General features: G+C 63.3%; 15 protein-coding genes and 2 riboswitches. Of the genes, 11 read left to right on the top strand and 4 right to left on the bottom strand.

The features are described 5' to 3' along the window. Genes ACUN0E_RS13990 through ACUN0E_RS13975 form a run of 4 tightly spaced genes read left to right on the top strand, consistent with a single transcriptional unit; the run spans position 1 to position 3,508 of the window. On the top strand, positions 1 to 1,638 hold the full coding sequence (locus ACUN0E_RS13990) for an ABC transporter ATP-binding protein (RefSeq protein ID WP_445566968.1): 1,638 nt from the start codon (positions 1 to 3) through the stop codon (positions 1,636 to 1,638). Further along, positions 1,635 to 2,327, top strand: a complete 693-nt coding sequence (locus tag ACUN0E_RS13985) for a cysteine hydrolase family protein (RefSeq protein WP_445566967.1) — start codon at positions 1,635 to 1,637, stop codon at positions 2,325 to 2,327. Before ACUN0E_RS13990 ends, ACUN0E_RS13985 begins: the two co-directional genes overlap by 4 nt. Further along, positions 2,318 to 2,704 carry an oxalurate catabolism protein HpxZ gene (gene hpxZ, locus ACUN0E_RS13980; RefSeq protein WP_445566966.1) on the top strand — a complete coding sequence of 129 codons (387 nt, stop codon included), beginning with the start codon at positions 2,318 to 2,320 and terminating at the stop codon, positions 2,702 to 2,704. The genes ACUN0E_RS13985 and hpxZ overlap by 10 nt, the downstream gene beginning before the upstream one ends. A gap of 36 nt (positions 2,705 to 2,740) precedes the next feature. Further along, positions 2,741 to 3,508 carry a GntR family transcriptional regulator gene (locus ACUN0E_RS13975; RefSeq protein ID WP_408224882.1) on the top strand — a complete coding sequence of 256 codons (768 nt, stop codon included), beginning with the start codon at positions 2,741 to 2,743 and terminating at the stop codon, positions 3,506 to 3,508. 132 nt (positions 3,509 to 3,640) lie between these two features. Here ACUN0E_RS13975 and ACUN0E_RS13970 read toward each other — a convergent pair whose 3' ends face one another. The 4 genes from ACUN0E_RS13970 to ACUN0E_RS13955 form a co-directional block, all read right to left on the bottom strand. After that, positions 3,641 to 4,684 carry a rod shape-determining protein gene (locus tag ACUN0E_RS13970; RefSeq protein ID WP_028194510.1) on the bottom strand — a complete coding sequence of 348 codons (1,044 nt, stop codon included), beginning with the start codon at positions 4,682 to 4,684 and terminating at the stop codon, positions 3,641 to 3,643. A gap of 122 nt (positions 4,685 to 4,806) precedes the next feature. Continuing rightward, a complete protein-coding gene (locus ACUN0E_RS13965; RefSeq protein WP_445566965.1) occupies positions 4,807 to 5,193 on the bottom strand; it encodes a hypothetical protein in 387 nt (128 codons plus the stop codon). A 149-nt stretch (positions 5,194 to 5,342) separates the two neighbouring features. After that, positions 5,343 to 6,386, bottom strand: coding sequence for an ABC transporter substrate-binding protein (locus ACUN0E_RS13960; protein ID WP_445566964.1), 1,044 nt, complete (start codon positions 6,384 to 6,386; stop codon positions 5,343 to 5,345). Positions 6,387 to 6,559: 173 nt separating this feature from the next. Then, a riboswitch (guanidine-I (ykkC/yxkD leader) is annotated at positions 6,560 to 6,707 on the bottom strand. 116 nt (positions 6,708 to 6,823) lie between these two features. Then, on the bottom strand, positions 6,824 to 7,192 hold the full coding sequence (locus ACUN0E_RS13955; protein WP_445566963.1) for a MarR family transcriptional regulator: 369 nt from the start codon (positions 7,190 to 7,192) through the stop codon (positions 6,824 to 6,826). 157 nt (positions 7,193 to 7,349) lie between these two features. Between ACUN0E_RS13955 and ACUN0E_RS13950 the strand changes: the two genes are divergently transcribed. The 7 genes from ACUN0E_RS13950 (at position 7,350) to ACUN0E_RS13920 (ending at position 17,605) form a co-directional block, all read left to right on the top strand. Next, positions 7,350 to 8,276 (top strand): sugar phosphate isomerase/epimerase family protein, encoded by a 927-nt coding sequence (locus ACUN0E_RS13950; RefSeq protein ID WP_445566962.1) that lies wholly within the window; start codon positions 7,350 to 7,352, stop codon positions 8,274 to 8,276. A gap of 9 nt (positions 8,277 to 8,285) precedes the next feature. Further along, entirely contained in the window at positions 8,286 to 9,344 is a 1,059-nt protein-coding gene (locus tag ACUN0E_RS13945; RefSeq protein ID WP_408339995.1) for an isopenicillin N synthase family dioxygenase, read from the top strand. A 499-nt stretch (positions 9,345 to 9,843) separates the two neighbouring features. Further along, positions 9,844 to 9,999, top strand: a riboswitch (guanidine-I (ykkC/yxkD leader). 57 nt (positions 10,000 to 10,056) lie between these two features. Continuing rightward, complete coding sequence (locus ACUN0E_RS13940; RefSeq protein ID WP_445566961.1) at positions 10,057 to 10,812, top strand: urea amidolyase associated protein UAAP1; 756 nt, start codon at positions 10,057 to 10,059, stop codon at positions 10,810 to 10,812. A gap of 11 nt (positions 10,813 to 10,823) precedes the next feature. Further along, on the top strand, positions 10,824 to 11,480 hold the full coding sequence (locus tag ACUN0E_RS13935) for an urea amidolyase associated protein UAAP2 (protein ID WP_408339998.1): 657 nt from the start codon (positions 10,824 to 10,826) through the stop codon (positions 11,478 to 11,480). Continuing rightward, positions 11,477 to 15,091: an urea carboxylase gene (gene uca / locus ACUN0E_RS13930; protein WP_445566960.1), complete on the top strand. Its 3,615-nt coding sequence runs from the start codon at positions 11,477 to 11,479 to the stop codon at positions 15,089 to 15,091. The genes ACUN0E_RS13935 and uca overlap by 4 nt, the downstream gene beginning before the upstream one ends. Next, entirely contained in the window at positions 15,088 to 16,647 is a 1,560-nt protein-coding gene (gene atzF, locus ACUN0E_RS13925; protein WP_445566959.1) for an allophanate hydrolase, read from the top strand. The genes uca and atzF overlap by 4 nt, the downstream gene beginning before the upstream one ends. Continuing rightward, a complete protein-coding gene (locus tag ACUN0E_RS13920) occupies positions 16,634 to 17,605 on the top strand; it encodes an ABC transporter permease (protein ID WP_445566958.1) in 972 nt (323 codons plus the stop codon). Before atzF ends, ACUN0E_RS13920 begins: the two co-directional genes overlap by 14 nt. Positions 17,606 to 17,631: the final 26 nt, after the last annotated feature.

Below are 17,631 nucleotides of genomic sequence, written 5' to 3'. Positions count from 1 at the left end.
ATGTCGACCGCTCTGAAAGCATTGGGCGTGGAAGTGCTGAACGCGAGCAAATCGTTCGGCGCGTTTCGCGCGTTGGATGGCGTCTCGATCAAGGTCAAGGCCGGCACGATTCACGCGCTGCTCGGCGAGAACGGCGCGGGCAAGAGTACGCTCGTGAAGGGGCTGGTCGGCTATGGCGTGCTCGACGAAGGGCAGATCACGGCCGACAACCGCGAAGTCCACATCGCGTCGCCGCGCGATGCGCAGGCGCTCGGAATCGGCATGGTGTATCAGCATTTCACGCTGGCCTCAGGCCTTTCGGTGGAAGATAACCTGTTGCTTGCGCGCGGAAAATTGCCATGGAAAATCGACTGGAAGGCTGAGCGTGCAGCACTAGCCGCATTCATGCAGCGTATGCCGTTTCGCTTGCCGCTCGATGCGCCGGTGGCCGCGCTCGCCGCCGGTGAGAAGCAGAAACTCGAGATCCTCAAGCAGCTTTATTTGCAGCAGCGCCTTCTGATTCTCGACGAACCGACCTCGGTACTCACGCCGCAGGAAGCCGATGAAGTGCTCGGCCTGATGCGCGAGCTGACCTCGAGCGGTGAGTTGACCGTGCTGATGATCACGCATAAGTTCCGCGAAGTGATGGCCTATGCCGACGACGTCACCGTGTTGCGCAAGGGCAGGCAGGTCGGCACGAGTGCGGTTGCCAACACCAGCCGTAACGAACTCGCCGCCTGGATGATGGGCACCGTCGCCACGCACGCCCCGAAGGAAGTCGCCTTGACGGACGAAGCGCCGGCCATTGCCGCGGTGACAGTAGAGCGCGTGCCGCGCAAACCGGTCGACGAAACGGCGCAAGTGCGTCTCGCGCTGCGCGACATATCGGTGGAGGACGATCGCGGCCACATGGCGGTCAAGCACGTGACGCTGTCCGTGCGCGCGGGCGAAATCCTCGGACTGGCGGGCGTTTCCGGCAATGGGCAGAAGGAACTGGTGGAGGCGCTGGTCGGTCAACGTCGCGTGAAAACCGGCGACATGCAGGTGGCCGGCCATGCCTACCATGCGACCCGCGAGGAGATGACCCAGAGGCGCGTGTTCGCGATTCCCGAAGAGCCGCTGAAGAACGCCTGCGTCGCGGCGATGAGCGTGGCGCAGAACCTTGCGCTGCGCGATTTCGATCGCGAGCCGTTGCGGCGCGGCGGCTGGTGGCTCGACCGGCGCGCGGTACGCGAGCGCGCCGCGCAGCTGATCGGTGAGTTCAACGTGCGCCCGCCGCTGCCCGACCGGGCGATCGGCACGCTGTCGGGCGGCAATGTGCAGCGTGCGGTGCTGGCGCGCGAACTCGGGCAGCCGGTGGATGTGCTGATTGTCGCGAACCCCGTGTTCGGCCTCGATTTCGCGTCGGTGGCCGATATCCATGCACGTCTGATGGCCGCCCGCGACGCAGGCGCCGCGGTGCTGCTGGTCAGCGAGGACCTCGACGAGTTGCTGGAACTGGCGGACCGCATCATGGTGATCGCGGAGGGCGCGCTGGTGTTCGAAACGCCGGCGGCACGCGCCGATCGGACCGTGCTGGGCCAGCATATGGCAGGGCACAGCGAGGCCCCGGTGCATCACGCCGTGGTCGTTGAAAAAATGAAGGAAGCTATCGGATGACCCAGCCAACCTCGCTGACTATCGACGCCCAACCCGGTCCGTTCATTTTCGAGCCCACTAAAACCGCGCTGATCGTGATCGACATGCAGCGCGATTTCATCGAGCCGGGCGGCTTCGGCGAATCGCTCGGCAACGACGTATCGCTGCTGGCTGAGATCGTGCCGACCGTGGCTGCGCTGCTGGCCTTCGCGCGCAGGCACCGATGGCTGGTCGTGCACACCCGCGAATCGCATGCGGCGGATCTGTCCGACTGCCCACCGGCAAAACGCCTGAGAGGCGCACCCAATGCCCGCATCGGCGATGCAGGACCGATGGGCCGCATCCTGATTCGCGGCGAACCGGGCAATGCGATCATCGAGCCGCTCACGCCTCTTGCAGGCGAACTCGTGATCGACAAACCCGGCAAGGGCGCGTTCTACGCCACCCGGCTCGGCGAAGAGCTCGCGATGCGCGGCATCACCCATCTCGTGTTTGCAGGCGTGACAACCGAAGTGTGCGTGCAGACCTCGATGCGCGAAGCCAACGATCGCGGTTACGACAGCCTGCTGGTGGAAGACGCCACCGCCAGTTATTTCCCCGCGTTCAAACAGGCCACCCTCGACATGGTGCACTCGCAAGGCGGCATTGTCGGCTGGACCGCGCCGCTTTCCTCATTGACGAAACTCGACGAGACGCTCCCATGGAAGTAAATCAGCCCGACGTGGTAGCCCAGGTAGAAGCAGCGTTTATCGAATACGAGCGGGCGTTGGTCGACAACGACATCGCGGCGATGAATGCGTTTTTCTGGCACACGCCGGAGACGGTTCGTTACGGCATCGCCGAAATCCAGCACGGCGGCGAAGCGATCCGCGCATGGCGCGAGACCTGCGAGCCGGTGCCAAAGTCGCGTACGCTGCATCGAACCGTGGTCACAACGTTCGGCACCGACTTCGCCACCGTCAGCACAGAATTCAGCAGCGACACGACGCCTTTACTCGGCCGTCAGATGCAGACGTGGGCCAGGCTCAGTCCCGCCGACGGCTGGAAGATTGTCGCCGCTCACGTCAGTCTTATCGCCATGCCATGAAACGCCGATAATAAGTAAAAAGGGAATTTGGCATCAATGAACCACGACCCGACGAATCTGCTCGAGACGCCTGCTGAGCCTGGAACACCAGGAGTGCCGGGCGTGCCTGCCGTGCCGGCCGCGGCCAATCCGCTCGCCGAGCAGGTGTACCAGCAACTCAAGAGCGATATCTTCAGCTTCCGCCTGTTTCCCGGCGACCGTTTTTCGGAGAACGGCATCGCGCAGCACTACGGCGTGTCGCGCACGCCGATGCGTGACGGCCTGTTTCGTTTGCAACGCGAGGGGTATCTGGAAGTCGGCTTCCGGCGCGGCTGGAAAGTTTCGCCGATCGACTTCGACCAGCTCGATCAGCTCTACGATCTGCGCATCGTGCTGGAAGTGGCCGCCGTGGAGCGGCTGGGGGCGGGCGGCGACGCCGCGCACGCGGCCGTCGAAACATTGAAGGCGATCTGGTGCGTCGAGCCGGAATTGCGCGAGAGCGACCCCGCGAAGATGTTCGGGATGGACGAGAACTTCCACCGTCAACTGATCGCCGCGACCGGCAATGCGGAGATGCTGCGCGTGCACAACGAAGTGACCGAGCGCATCCGCATCGTGCGACGGCTGGACTTTCTGAAACCCCACCGCACGAGCGCGACCTACGACGAGCATTCGACCATGCTGAATCTGATCGAACGCAACCGGCTGACTGAAGCGATCATCCTGCTGCGCGCGCACATCACGCAGAGCAAGCTCGAGGTTCGCAAGATCACGCTGTCGATGCTAGCCGCAGCGCGCGATAGCAAGTTGCCGTTCGTGTCCTGAAGGGCAAGGGCCTGAGAGACCCAAGGCTGCTGAACGGACTGACTGTGCCGTGAGAGGGGTGACGCAATGCGTGGCGAAACAGCCGCCACGCCGCCACTCGTACGCGTTATTCGTAAGCGTTATTCGTAAGCGTTATTCGTAAGAGAAAGCCCCGCCGAACTTATCCATCCGCTCCAGCGCCATGCCCGAGCCGCGCACCACACAGGTCAGCGGCGCCTCGGCGACGAACACCGGCAAGCCGGTTTCTTCGGCAAGCAGCCGGTCCAGGTCGCGCAGCAATGCGCCGCCACCCGCCAGCATGATGCCGCGCTCGGCAATGTCCGCGCCGAGTTCCGGCGGCGTCTGTTCGAGCGCGATCTTCACTGCAGAGACGATCTGATTCAGCGGATCGGTGAGTGCTTCGAGAATCTCGTTGCTGGACACGGTGAAGCTGCGCGGAATCCCTTCCGACATGTTGCGGCCTTTGACTTCCATCTCCTTGACTTCGGAGCCCGGAAACGCGGAACCGATTTCCTTCTTGATCGCCTCGGCGGTCTGTTCGCCGATCAGCATGCCGTAGTTGCGGCGAATATAGTTGACGATCGCATCGTCGAACTTGTCCCCGCCCACGCGCACCGAGCCTTTATAAACGACGCCGCCGAGCGAGATCACGCCCACTTCGGTGGTGCCGCCGCCGATATCGACCACCATCGAGCCGGTCGCCTCGGATACGGGCAACCCCGCACCGGTGGCCGCAGCCATCGGCTCTTCGATCAGATAGACCTGCGAGGCGCCCGCGCTGTGCGCGGCTTCCTTGATCGCGCGCCGTTCGACCTGAGTCGACCCGCACGGCACGCAGATGATGATGCGCGGCGACGGCGCGAACATTCGCGACTCGTGCGCCATCTGGATGAAGCGCTTGATCATCTGCTGGGTGATGTTGAAGTCGGCGATCACGCCGTCCTTCATCGGGCGGATCGCCTCGATATTGCCCGGCACCTTGCCGAGCATCTGTTTTGCTTCCTTGCCGACGGCCAGAATGATCTTCTTGCCGTTAGGGCCGCCTTCCTGACGAATCGAGACCACTGAAGGTTCGTCCAGCACGATACCCTTGCCACGCATGTAGATGAGGGTGTTCGACGTGCCGAGGTCGATTGCCAGGTCGTTGGAAAAATAGCCACGCAGAAAACCGAACATGCAAATTCCTGTCTCGCTGATGCCGGGCGCGTGAGCGCGCCGCTTGGGAATGCCGCCCGGAGGCGGCAGGCGACCAGTTGACGGTCGGGAGAGAGGGAAGAATAACAGCTTCGGGCGGACGGCTACTTAGGTGGGCGGACCCGAAGCAGGTTGTCGGCCTGCCATTTGATGCGTTCGCAGTTGCCTTTGACCCGCACGGCGAATTCCGCCGGGGAACTGAGCTGCAGCGAACGCATCTGGATCGCATCGCTATCCCCGCGCTGCCAGCGTGTATCGAACTGGCTGGCTTCGGTGAGAACCTTTCGGAGCTTTTCCTTGTACGCTGCCACGTCCTGGGCGGTTCCGCCACAGAACTCCTGGTCAAAGCGGGCACGCTGGCCTGCGGCTTCCGCGCTGGCGTTGGCGCCGTCCTCGCTGGCGGACGCGAGCCGTGGCTGGGCCAGCAGCACCAATACCAGCAAAGGCACCAGCCCGCGCAGGGCGCGATAGCAAGACCGGTTGTTATACACGATTGCCTCCTTGTGGCCGTGCGTCTGCGCCGCAACGAATCGTGTGAGTTGAGCGGCAGCGCGTGCTGGCGCCCATATTACCGTGTCCGGGCTGGCGCGCCCCGGTTGCCACTTCAGCCGGCCGGCGCGGTCAGGCCACCGCGCTGTCCTTACGGCGCATTGGTCAACGCCGGGTCGAGATAGGCGTTCACGTTCTGCGCCTGTTTGTAGACCGCGTTGCGCACGTTGAATTTGTCCGCGTTCAGGCTCGAACCGTACACCGAGTCCAGCCCGTCACCCTTTACGAAAGCCTTTCGAGCCGCCGCCGCGTCGAGCAGGTGCGTGCCTTTCAGCAACGGCAGATACTGGGCCGGCGTCAGGCCAACGCGCGCGGACATGATCTTCACGGCATCCGGTTGCGTCTTCGGATCGTTGATGTAGGCCACGCAGCGATACCAGACCTTGATTACCTTGGCCCAATCGGCCTTGCGCGACTGCAGACTGACTGGATTGACCGTGATCGCGTCGTAGATCAGGCCCGGTGCGTCGGCCGAGGTGAAGATCGGACGTGAGCCCGGCACGCGCTTGAGCGCTTCGCCGGCGTTCGGTTGCCAGGCGCCGACCGCGGCGACGTCGTTGGACGACGCCAGCACCTGCGGCAACTCATTCGTCTTCGCGTTGACGAGCGTGATGTCCGATTCCTTGAGCGCATGCTTTTCGAGCGCCGTGTCCAGCAGCAGGTGATCGACCAGCCCCATTTCGACACCGACCTTTTTGCCCTTGAGTCCATCCACCGTGCGAATGGGCGGCTTGGCCACGATCATGTCGTTGCCGCTCGAGTAGTCGGTCAGGAGAATCATGACGTTTTTGGCGCCGCTTGCGCCGGTAACCAGCGCGTCGCCGTTGGTTGCGCCGACCGCGTCAAGCTTGCCGGCGGAGAATGCATCGAGTGAGGCCGAGTAGTCGAACCACTGGAAATTGACATCCACGCCGGCCTCCTTGAACCAGCCTTTGTCGATGGCAATCTGAAAAGCGACGAAGCCGGGCCAGTCGCTGTAGCCGATGGCGAGGGGCGCAGCCGCTTGTGCGGGTGCAGCCGCGAAGCCGACCGCAAGCGCGGCGGCAACGCCGGCAATCGCGCCACGCACGCGGCGCGACGAGGCAATGCAGTTCAATGGGGTGAGGGACGTACGGGCGGATTCGAAGCGTTTCATCGTTTTCTCCAGGAGACCGGTCAATTGCGATTGTTGAGTTGGATCGCGCGGCGACGGCGCGATAAAACAACATGACCGGTTCCCGCGAGAATCCGAACGGCGCGGACACTGCGCGAAAACTGCGGGAGACAAACGCCGGCCACGGAGAGGCACGATAGGCATTGCTATCGCCAATCTCCCGGGCTTTTGTCCCGCCGTGTAGTGCAACCGCCGCTCGCTTTCGAGTTGAGATCCGAGTTGAACTCATATCGAACGAACCGGTGCACCGGGCTGCTCTCGGACCAGACATTCTTGCGAACCGGAACCCTAGCATCCCTAAGATGCGACGCTGCCGCACCTCTCAGTGATTAATCTAGCGAGAAATATGCCAGCCGGATTGGGTGATGCCGCGAGACGCTGTTATGCCTATGCTTCAACGCAAACATGGCGTCAAAGCTTCAATCCAGCGTGGCAAAACGTTGATGCACGTAAGCGAGAAACTGCTCGAGGCGCTCCTCAATCGATGCCGCGAGGCTGATCTGTTTGATGCGGCGGTCCGCTTCGGAACTCGTCTCCAGCAGCCAGCCGGCGTCGATCAACTCCTGCACGTAGCGAACCGCCGTGCGGCGGCTCACGCCAGGCATGAAATCGTAGAGCGCCGTCTTGGCGAAGTTGTTTTCCGGGTCTACCCACATCCGGCAAAACAGATCGCTGTAGTTGAGGTCGTTCAGCCCCAGATCGCCGAAATGCGAGGACCACTGCCAGTCCATGTCGAGAATGGCGCGCGCGACGGATTGCCCCTTGTGACGCGCAAGTTTTTTCTTCATCGATTCACCACGAGGAGGACAGGTGCACAGTTTAAGTGCTAATTGAGCCGGAAATCGGGCGCGCCAGAATTATGCGCGGCAACGCAAAGATATCTTATTGGCGAGCGAATTTCATGTGTACTATTACATGCAAATTTGCATGCAATTAGGAGAGGCGATGAAATTCGAACTATTCAAGACGTTCTGGGGATTCAACGGTGGCCCGCGTGATGCCGCACCGCTGGTGCGCACCGCCGGCTTTGACGGAATCGAAGCGCCGGTTCCGGCGGGTGGGGCTGAGCGTGAAGCTTTTGCGCAGGCAATTGCCGACGAACGTCTCGCATTCATCGCCGAGATCACCACGGCAGGCAGCTATGTTCCGGAACGCTCTGCTACGCCGGCGGACCATCTGCGAGACTTCGAGGAAAAGATCGTGTGGGGCAAGCCGCTCAAGCCGCGTTTCTTCAACGTGATGGCAGGCTGCGATGCGTGGCCGGCCGCCACACAAGTGGATTTCTTTGCCCGCGCGGTGGACATCGCCGCCAGGCACGAGGTGATCTGCAGCTTCGAGACGCACCGCGGCCGCTCGTTTTACAACCCATGGATTACCCGCGATGTTGCGCGTGCGGTGCCATCGCTCAAGCTGACATGCGACTTCAGCCATTGGGTATCGGTATGCGAGCGGCTGCTCGACGGCGAATGGGACACGATCCTCGAGCTGGCGCCGCATGCGCATCATCTGCATGGGCGCGTAGGCTATCCGCAAGGTCCGCAGGTTCCGCATCCCGCTGCGCCCGAGTACGCGGATTGCCTCGCTTCCCACCAACGGATCTGGGAGGCGCTGTGGCGCGCGCAAATCGGGAAGGGCTACACGACCACGACGATGACGCCCGAGTTTGGCCCCGATGGCTATCTGCATACCTTGCCTTTCACGAATGCGCCGGTAGCCGATCTGTGGGAAATCAACACCTGGATGGGGCGTGAAGAGCGGCGTCATTTTGCGGCGTTTCTTGCAGAACGTGAAGCGCGTGACGACCAGCAAAGCGAACCGCAAAAGCAAACGCCTTCGCAGACCCAATCGCCCGTCGAACCGCAGCACGTATAGGCAAATCTCATGAGCCAAACCCACACAGGTTTCGACTGCCTGCCCGTCGTCGACGTCAGCGGTCTCTTTAGCGATGACCCGGACCAGCGTCTTGTGACCGCCCGCGAACTCGACCGCGCAGCGCGTGACGCGGGCTTTTTCTACGTTACCGGCCATCAGATCTCGCGCGCACAGCAAGCTGCGCTAATAGAACAGGCCAAGCAGTTCTTCGCCGCCCCCGATGACTGGAAGATGCGTTACTACATCGGCAAATCGACCGCGCATCGTGGCTATGTGCCCGAAGGCGAAGAGGTCTTCGCGGGCGGCAAGCGCGACAGAAAAGAAGCCTTCGATACGGGCCGGGAGCTGCCGCCCGACGACCCCGACGTCAAAGCCGGCACGCCGATGCTCGGGCCGAATATGTGGCCCGGGCAGCCGGGTTTTCGTGAAGCGATCGGCGGCTATTACGACGCGGCGTTTGCGCTCGGCCGCGCGTTGTTTCGCGGCTTCTCGCTCGCACTGGGCCTGCCGGAAACGCATTTCGAGCGGTATTTGCAGAAGCCGCCGAGCCAGTTGCGCCTGATTCACTATCCGCTCGACCCATCCGCGGAAGACCGGCCAGGCATCGGCGCGCATACCGACTATGAGTGCTTCACGATCCTGCTGCCCACGGCCCCGGGCCTCGAAGTGATGAACGGCGAGGGTGAGTGGATCGACGCGCCGCCGGTCGACAACGCGTTCGTCGTGAACATCGGCGACATGTTGGAAGTGTGGACAGGCGGCACCTATGTGGCCACGTCACATCGCGTGCGCAAGGTGAGGGAAGAGCGCTATTCGTTTCCGCTTTTCTTCGCCTGCGACTACCACACGGTGGTCGCGCCACTGCCGCAATTCGCGACACCCGCGGCGGTGGCGAAATACCCGCCGGTCTCGGCGGGCGATCATCTGTTCGCACAGACAGCGCAGAGCTTTACCTATCTGAAACAGCGTCTCGAGCGCGGTGAGCTGGCGTTGCCGGATGGGTCGAAGGGGCTGGCGAGCTTTGGGCAACAGGCGCGCTATGCGGGCGCTGAGGAGGATGTTGCCTAGCGGATGGCGTTTGTTGACGCGCCTGGTGAGCCCGTTCGGTCCCGGTTAGCTGACCGGAACGCACCGGCAAGGAACAGGTTCTCGACCACGGTGCCGCCTCGCTTACGAGCGGCGCCGTTGCTTTTGCAGTTCGATGAAACGTGCCGACATCAGCGAGTAGAGCGTGCGGCGAAGCGTGGCAAGCGTGAGCATGGTCGGATGATGGCGGTGAGAAGTGTAACGCCATAACTTGCACACATCGTGCCATCGCGCAGAGCCCCTGCGGCACGTGAATCACGCGGGCACCCAGCCCAATCATGGTGCTCTGCGCATTCAACTGGTGCCTATTCGCTCTCAGCCGTGGTGCGTGCACGATCAACCCGATCAATCGCCAGCCGCCGCATTGTCCCGTCGCCCGCATTCAATCCCTTGCCACGATGCACTTCCGGCATCAGCTACCTGACGCTGGCACACAACTCGCTTAGCTACACCGCGAGAGGTGCGAAGTAATTTGCATCATCTTCAGGATCGCTAGGGTTCCGGTCGTACCGCTTTAAAGGCTTTAAAAGCGCTTTAAAGCACGCACGATGTCTGGTCCGAGAGCAATCCGGTCTTGCCGCTCACCTTCTTTCAAGGCGCCGGCGAGGCTCCACGGAGGGATAAAAGCCCGGGAGGTCGCGATGTCGGTCAATCGCCCTCTCATGCTTTTTCCCAACCGATACCTGGAGCCTCCATGTCGACGCAATCCCCAGTCGATCTCGCACCGATCCCGCATGTGTTGTGGGAAACGGTGATTCCCGCCGGCACTCACTGGTCCGGCGTGCTGCGCCGTGGCATTGCGCTACGCGTCGCCGATCCCGAAGGCGGCGCCAATCTGGCCGCTGTGTTCTACCGGCACGACGAGCCGCTCGAGCGCTACAACATGGCCGATACGCTGAAGGCGCAGCACACCGCGCATCTGACGCGTGGCCACGTGCTCTATTCGGATATGGGCCGCGTGATGGCATCGATCACCGCCGACACACTCGGCTGGCACGATCCGCTCGGCGGTCTCGGCGACGCGGATCGGTTTGCGAGCAAATACGGCGAGGCCCGCTATCAACAACATCGCAATGCGATGATCCGCAACGGCCGCGACAGCCTGCTGCTTGAACTGGCCAAACACGGTCTGGGCGCGCGCGATCTCGTTGCCAGCATCAACTTCTTCAGCAAACTCGATATCGATGAGGACGGCTCGCTTGACTTCGTGACGGGCCATTCGAAAGCCGGCGCGGCGTTCGATCTGCGCTTCGAAATGGACACGCTCGCCGCGTTTTCGAGCGCACCGCATCCGCTGAACCCATCATCCGAATACGAACCGAGGCCAGTCAAGCTGATTGCGTATCGCGCGTATGCCGCCGATGCCTCCGTACCGGCCGACGATCCTTGCCGCTCAGCCTGTCCTGAGAATGAACGCGGCTTCGTCAACACCGATCGTCTGTTCGCCTAAGGAGACCCGCGATGCCTATCATCGAAAGCAAACTCGATATCCGCCATGCGGTCTACGACCTCACGCTGCCGTCCGGCGAACCATGGCTGCATGAAGTGAAGCGCGGACAGATGTTCCGCATTCTCGATCTGGAAGGCAATCAGGCCGTCGATACGCTGTTCTATAACAGCGCCGATCCGCTCGAACGCTACAGCGCGCAGGACACGATCCGCGCGCAACGCAATCTTTATCTGTCTGCCGGCAGCACACTGATGTCGAACCTCGGCAAGCCGATGCTGACCATCGTGGCGGATACGTGCGGGCGCCACGATACGCTCGGCGGCGCCTGCGCGGCCGAGAGCAATACGGTCCGCTATGCGCTCGATAAGCGCCATATGCATAGCTGCCGTGACAGCTTCCTGCACGCCATCACGCATTGCACGTGCGGCGTGGGCACGCAACTGACCAAACGCGACATTGTCAGCAATATCAACTTCTTCATGAATGTGCCGGTAACGCCGCTCGGCAAACTGACCTTCGAAGACGGCATCTCGGCGCCGGGCAAATACGTCGAAATGCGCGCCGAAATGGACGTCACGGTACTGATCTCGAACTGTCCGCAGTTGAACAATCCCTGCAACGGCTACAACCCGACGCCCGTGCGGCTGACCATCTGGGATGCCCAATGAGATTCGATAAAGTCCTGATTGCCAATCGCGGGGAAATTGCCTGCCGTGTGATTCGCACACTCAAGCGTCTTGGCATTGCCTCGGTCGCGGTCTATTCGGAAGCCGATCGTCACGCCATGCATGTCATGCTCGCCGACGAAGCGATCTGCATCGGCCCGGCGGTGGCGGCCGGCAGCTACCTGAATAGCGCGGCGATTCTCGAAGCGGTGCACGCGACCGGCGCGAACGCCGTGCATCCCGGTTACGGTTTTCTCTCGGAAAATGCCGCTTTCGCGCAGGCATGCGAAGACGCGGGCATCCGCTTCATCGGGCCGCGCCCCGAGCAGATGCGCGAGTTCGGCCTGAAGCACACGGCACGCGATCTCGCGAAAGCCAATGAGGTCACGTTGCTGCCGGGTACGGGCTTGCTACCGGATGTTTCAACCGCCTTAAGCGAGGCCGGATCAATCGGCTATCCGGTGATGCTGAAAAGCACCGCGGGCGGTGGCGGCATCGGCATGTCGCTGTGCCGCGATGCGGCGCAACTGGAGAGCGTGTTCGCATCGGTCGCGCGGCTAGGCGAGGCCAACTTCGCGAACGCGGGCGTCTATATCGAGAAGTTCGTCGAGAACGCGCGCCATATCGAAGTGCAGATTTTCGGCGACGGCCGCGGTGGGGTGATTGCGCTCGGCGAACGCGACTGCTCGGTGCAGCGGCGCAATCAGAAAGTGATCGAGGAGACACCCGCGCCGGGTCTGACGCAAGCGGAACGCACGGCACTGCACGCAAGCGCCGTGCGCCTCGCTCAGGCAGTGCACTACGCATCCGCCGGCACTGTCGAGTTCGTATTCGACGCCGACACGCGCCGCTTCTATTTCCTCGAAGTGAACACGCGGTTGCAGGTCGAGCATTGCGTCACGGAGGAGGTGACGGGCGTCGATCTGGTCGAGTGGATGATTCGTCAGGCCGAGGGCGAGCTTGCACCGCTCGACACGCTCGTTCCGACGCCCAGCGGGGCGAGCATCCAGGTCCGCCTGTACGCGGAAGATCCGCACAAGCAGTTTCAGCCGAGCGCAGGCGTGCTGACGCACGTTGCATTCGCCGCCGACGCACGCGTGGACACATGGGTCGATGCAGGCACCGAAGTCAGTGCATTCTACGATCCGCTACTCGCGAAAATCATCGTCAAAGGCGCAAGCCGCGATGCCGCGCTCGCCGCGTTACGTGCTGCGCTGGAGCAGACACAGCTATACGGCATCGAGACGAACCTCGACTATCTGCGCGCCATCGCCGGTTCGGCTACCTTCGCGCGCGGCGAGCAAACCACCGCCTTCCTCACGCGCTTCGTGTTCGCACCGCACACCATCGACGTGCTCGACGGCGGCGTGCAGACCACCGTGCAGCAGACGCCTGGACGCGTCGGTTACTGGGACATCGGCGTACCGCCGTCCGGCCCGATGGACGATCTGTCGTTCCGGCTCGCCAACGAACTGCTTGGCAATCCAGCCGACGCGGCCGGGCTCGAATGCGCGATGGTCGGCGCGACGCTGCGCTTTAACACCGCAACGCTGTTCGTGCTGGGCGGCGCACCGCTCGCCGCCAAGCTCAACGGCCAGCCGGTCGTGCTCTGGCAGGTCACGCGGGCGGCGGCAGGTTCGGTGCTTAAGCTCGGCGGCGTGACCGGCGCCGGCATGCGTGCGTGCCTCGCGCTCAAGGACGGCTTGCAGGTGCCGGACTACCTCGGCAGCAAGGCGACTTTCACGCTGGGTCAGTTCGGCGGCCACGCGGGGCGCGCCTTGCGCAAAGGCGACGTGCTGCATCTCGCCGCCGACGCTGGCCGTGGCGAAGCGGGCGCGCAACTCGATCCTGCACGCGTGCCGGTGCTGACGCACGACTGGCGCCTTGGCGTGCTCGACGGCCCGCACGGTGCGCCGGATTTTTTCACACCCGATGACATCGCCATGCTGTACGGCACGCGCTGGACGGTTCACTACAACTCCAGCCGCACAGGCGTCCGCCTGATCGGCCCGAAGCCCCAGTGGGCCCGCACGGATGGCGGCGAGGCGGGGCTGCATCCGTCGAACATTCACGACAATGCGTATGCGGTCGGCGCGGTCGATTTCACCGGTGATATGCCGGTCATTCTTGGTCCGGACGGTCCGAGCCTCGGCGGTTTCGTCTGTCCGGTGACCGTGGTGGGCGACGAGTTATGGAAGCTTGGGCAACTGCGGCCAGGAGATACGGTGAGCTTCGAGCCCGTGCGCGAGCAACCGTCGGGGACGGCATCCTCGACCACCGCGGCCGGCGCGAGCCTCAATGCCCACGATTGCGTTCTCTACAGCGATCCATCTGCAGGCGAGGGCACCGGCGTGGTGTACCGTCGCTCCGGCGATCAGAACGTGCTGGTCGAATATGGTCCGCTCATGCTGGACCTGAACCTGCGCTTTCGCGTGCATGCGTTGATGAACTGGCTCGATGCCCACCGGCTGCCCGGCATTGTCGATCTCACGCCGGGCATCCGTTCACTGCAGGTGCATTTCGACCCGCGCGCGCTGTCGCACGAGACCTTGCTGGCGCATCTTCAACGCGCCGAGCGCGAATTGCCCGCCGTCGACGCGATGCGCGTGCCGAACCGCGTCGTGCATCTCCCGCTGTCTTGGGACGACCCGTCGACGCGGATCGCAATCGAACGCTATATGCAATCGGTGCGGCCCGACGCGCCGTGGTGTCCGAGCAATATCGAGTTCATTCGCCGCATCAACGGCCTCGATAGCATCGACGACGTGAAGCGCATCGTGTTCGATGCCCGCTACCTGGTGATGGGTCTCGGCGACGTCTATCTCGGCGCGCCGGTGGCGACGCCACTCGATCCGCGTCACCGGCTCGTCACCACCAAATACAACCCGGCGCGCACGTGGACGCCGGAGAACGCGGTGGGGATCGGTGGCGCCTATCTCTGCGTGTATGGCATGGAAGGGCCGGGCGGCTATCAGTTTGTCGGCCGCACCGTGCAGATGTGGAATCGCTATCGCACCACGCGCGAGTTCGAAGCCGGCAAGCCCTGGCTGCTGCGCTTTTTCGACGAGATCCGCTTCTACGAAGTGAGCGAAACCGAGCTTGCCGGCTTACGCGCCGACTTCATCGCCGGCCGCGCAAGTCTGAAGATCGAAGAGTCGGTGTTCGACCTCGGTGCATACAACCGCTTCCTGCAGGACGAAGCCGGATCGATCGCCACATTCAAGAACGCGCAGCAGGCGGCTTTCGACGAAGAACGCGAACGCTGGGCTGCAGCCGGCCACGCGGAGTATGTCGGCGAGCCGGGCAGCGACGCGGGTTCGGCGTCCGGCAACGGGGCGGCCGACGCACTCGCGGCGGGTCAGCAGAGCATCGTCGCCGATGTATCGGGCAGTGTCTGGAAACTGCTCGTCAGCGAGGGCGAGCGCGTCAGCGAAGGGCAGGTGGTGGCGATCGTCGAATCGATGAAGATGGAAGTGTCCGTTGCCGTTTCGGAAGACGGCGTGATCGAAACGATCGATTGTGCGGCCGGCGCGGCGGTTGTTGCGGGTCAGCGCTTGATGGTGCTGCGTGCCGGCGTTGCAGCCGACGCCACAGAGGAGGCTACGTGCAAATGAAACAACACGACGATCTGTTCGAATCGATGTCGATTGCAGCGCTGCAGGCGCGCTACCGCGATGGCAGTCTCACGCCGGCGCAGGTGGTCGAAGCGATCGCTGCGCGAACCTCGGGGGACGATCCTCATCGCGCGTGGATTCGTCCGTTGAGCCGCGACGAGATGATGCGCCACGTCGATGCACTCGCCGGCCGCGATATCGAAGCACTACCGCTCTACGGCATTCCGTTCGCGATCAAGGACAACATCGACCTGGCCGGTATTCCGACGACGGCCGCGTGTCCGGCGTATGCCTACACCCCCGACAAAAGCGCGGCGGTCGTGCAACGTCTGATCGCGGCCGGTGCGATTCCTATCGGCAAGACCAACCTCGATCAGTTCGCCACCGGCCTGTCCGGGCAGCGTTCGCCGCACGGCGCCTGCCGCAACGCGCTCGATCCGCGGTATGCGTCCGGGGGCTCCAGTTCCGGGTCGGCGGTGTCGGTTGCGCTAGGCCTCGCGGCATTTTCGCTGGGCACCGACACGGCCGGCTCGGGGCGCGTACCGGCTGCGTTTCACGGCCTGATCGGACTCAAGCCGACCAGGGGCGTGCTGAGCACGCTCGGGGTGGTGCCGGCCTGCAAGTCGCTCGATTGCGTGTCGATCTTCGCGCGCTCGGCGAACGATGCGCAGCGCGTGTTCGAGGTGGCACGCGGCGTCGCGGAAGCGGACCCGTATGCACGCGAGTTTGAGCCGCTGATGCAACCGCACCCGTTACGGCCGTCGCCGCAGCACGCACCTGATCCGGTGACGCGCGAATCAGTGCCGCCTGCTTCGCAATCGTCTTTGCGCGGCGTGCGCTTTGGCGTGCCGCGTGCGGACCAGCTCGAATTTTTCGGCGACACTTCGTACGCACAGGCCTTCGACACCGCGTTGACACGCGTGCGTGAAGCCGGCGCCGAGTTGATCGAGATCGATTTCGAACCGTTCCTTGCCACCGCACGACTGCTGTACGAGGGGCCGTGGGTCGCGGAGCGGCTCGCCGCGATCCGCGAGTTCGTCGAAACGCAGCCGGACGCGTTGCATCCGGTGATCCGCGAGATCATCGGCGGCGCGGCACGTTGGAGCGCGGCGGATGTGTTCGCCGCCTTCGATCGCCTTGCCGTTCTGCGCATGGAGGCCAGTCAGGTGTGGCAGCAGATCGATGCGATCGTCACGCCGACCTCGGCCACGACCGCCACCGTCGACCAACTCGAGGCGGATCCGATTCGCGTCAACTCGCGCTTCGGCTACTACACGAACTTCGTCAATCTGCTCGACCTGTCGGCGCTCGCCGTGCCGGCGGGTGTCTGCACGAGCGGTGCGCATGCCGGATTGCCGTTCGGCATAACCTTCGTCGCTCGCGCGCATCAGGATGTGATGCTGCTCGATCTGGCGCGCGCCTGGCTCGGCGAAACGGCATGCGAGCAGCAGAGCCTGGTGCCGGCGGCGCCAACGTCCGCAAACGGTGCGGAGAACACGAGCCGCGACAGCGACGCAACCGAACTTTGCCTCGGAGAATCCCATGACAGTCATTAACAGGAGCGACTGGTTCGCGGTGCGCCGCGAACTCTCGGCGCGCGGCAAGTGGCTGTTGGGCGCCGGCTCGTTCCTGCTGCCGCTGCTCGTGTGGTGCATCGTCAGCTACGTGCCGTTCGCCTGGCATCCGCAGGTGCTGATCGACAGCCCAGGCAGCGTCGACTATTTCCAGCCCGGCATGCGCGTCGACAAAGCCGTGTTCGCCGACGAACTGAGCCATGCGCAGGCGAGCCATACCGCCTTGCCGACGGGCGAGCTGGTCAACCCCGTGTACCTGCCCGCGCCGCACGAGGTGCTGCGTGCGTTCTACACCGCGTTCACGACGCCGCCCGCGTCGCGCGACGGCGTGTGGTTGCATCAAAGCCTGTGGCACAGCATCCAGGTGATCTTCTGGGGCTTTGTGCTGTCGTCGTTGATCGGCGTGCCGATCGGTATCGTGTGCGGCACGTACAGTGCGATCGCCCGGCTGCAGGAGCCTTTTTTCGAGTTCTTCCGCTACTTGCCGGCGCCCGCGTTCGGCGCGCTGATGGTGGCGATCCTCGGCATTTACGACGGCCCCAAGATCGCCATCATCGTGATCGGCACACTGTTCCAGCAGGTGCTGATCGTGGCGAACACCACGCGCAAGCTGGAGTACGGCCTGTTCGAAGCGGCGATGACGCTCGGCACGAAAAAACTCAAGCTGCTGACGCATGTTGTGATTCCCGGCATCCTGCCGGACCTGTACCGCGACCAGCGCATCCTGCTCGGCTGGGCATGGACCTACCTGATCGTGGCGGAACTGGTCGGCACCAGCTCCGGCATCACGTGGTACATCACGCAGCAGGCGCGCTATGAGCATTTCGACAACGTCTACGCGGCGATCATGATGATCGGGATCATCGGGCTCGGCACCGACCTCGTGCTGGCGTATCTCGGCCGCAAGCTGTTTCCGTGGGACCGTACGCTCAAAGCGTAGCGGCCTGGTTCATACCACTGCGCATT

The sequence above is a fragment of the Paraburkholderia sp. D1E genome, assembly GCF_052682275.1.
Note: the sequence above shows the minus strand (reverse complement) of the source record. Positions and strands in the feature narration are given on the sequence as shown.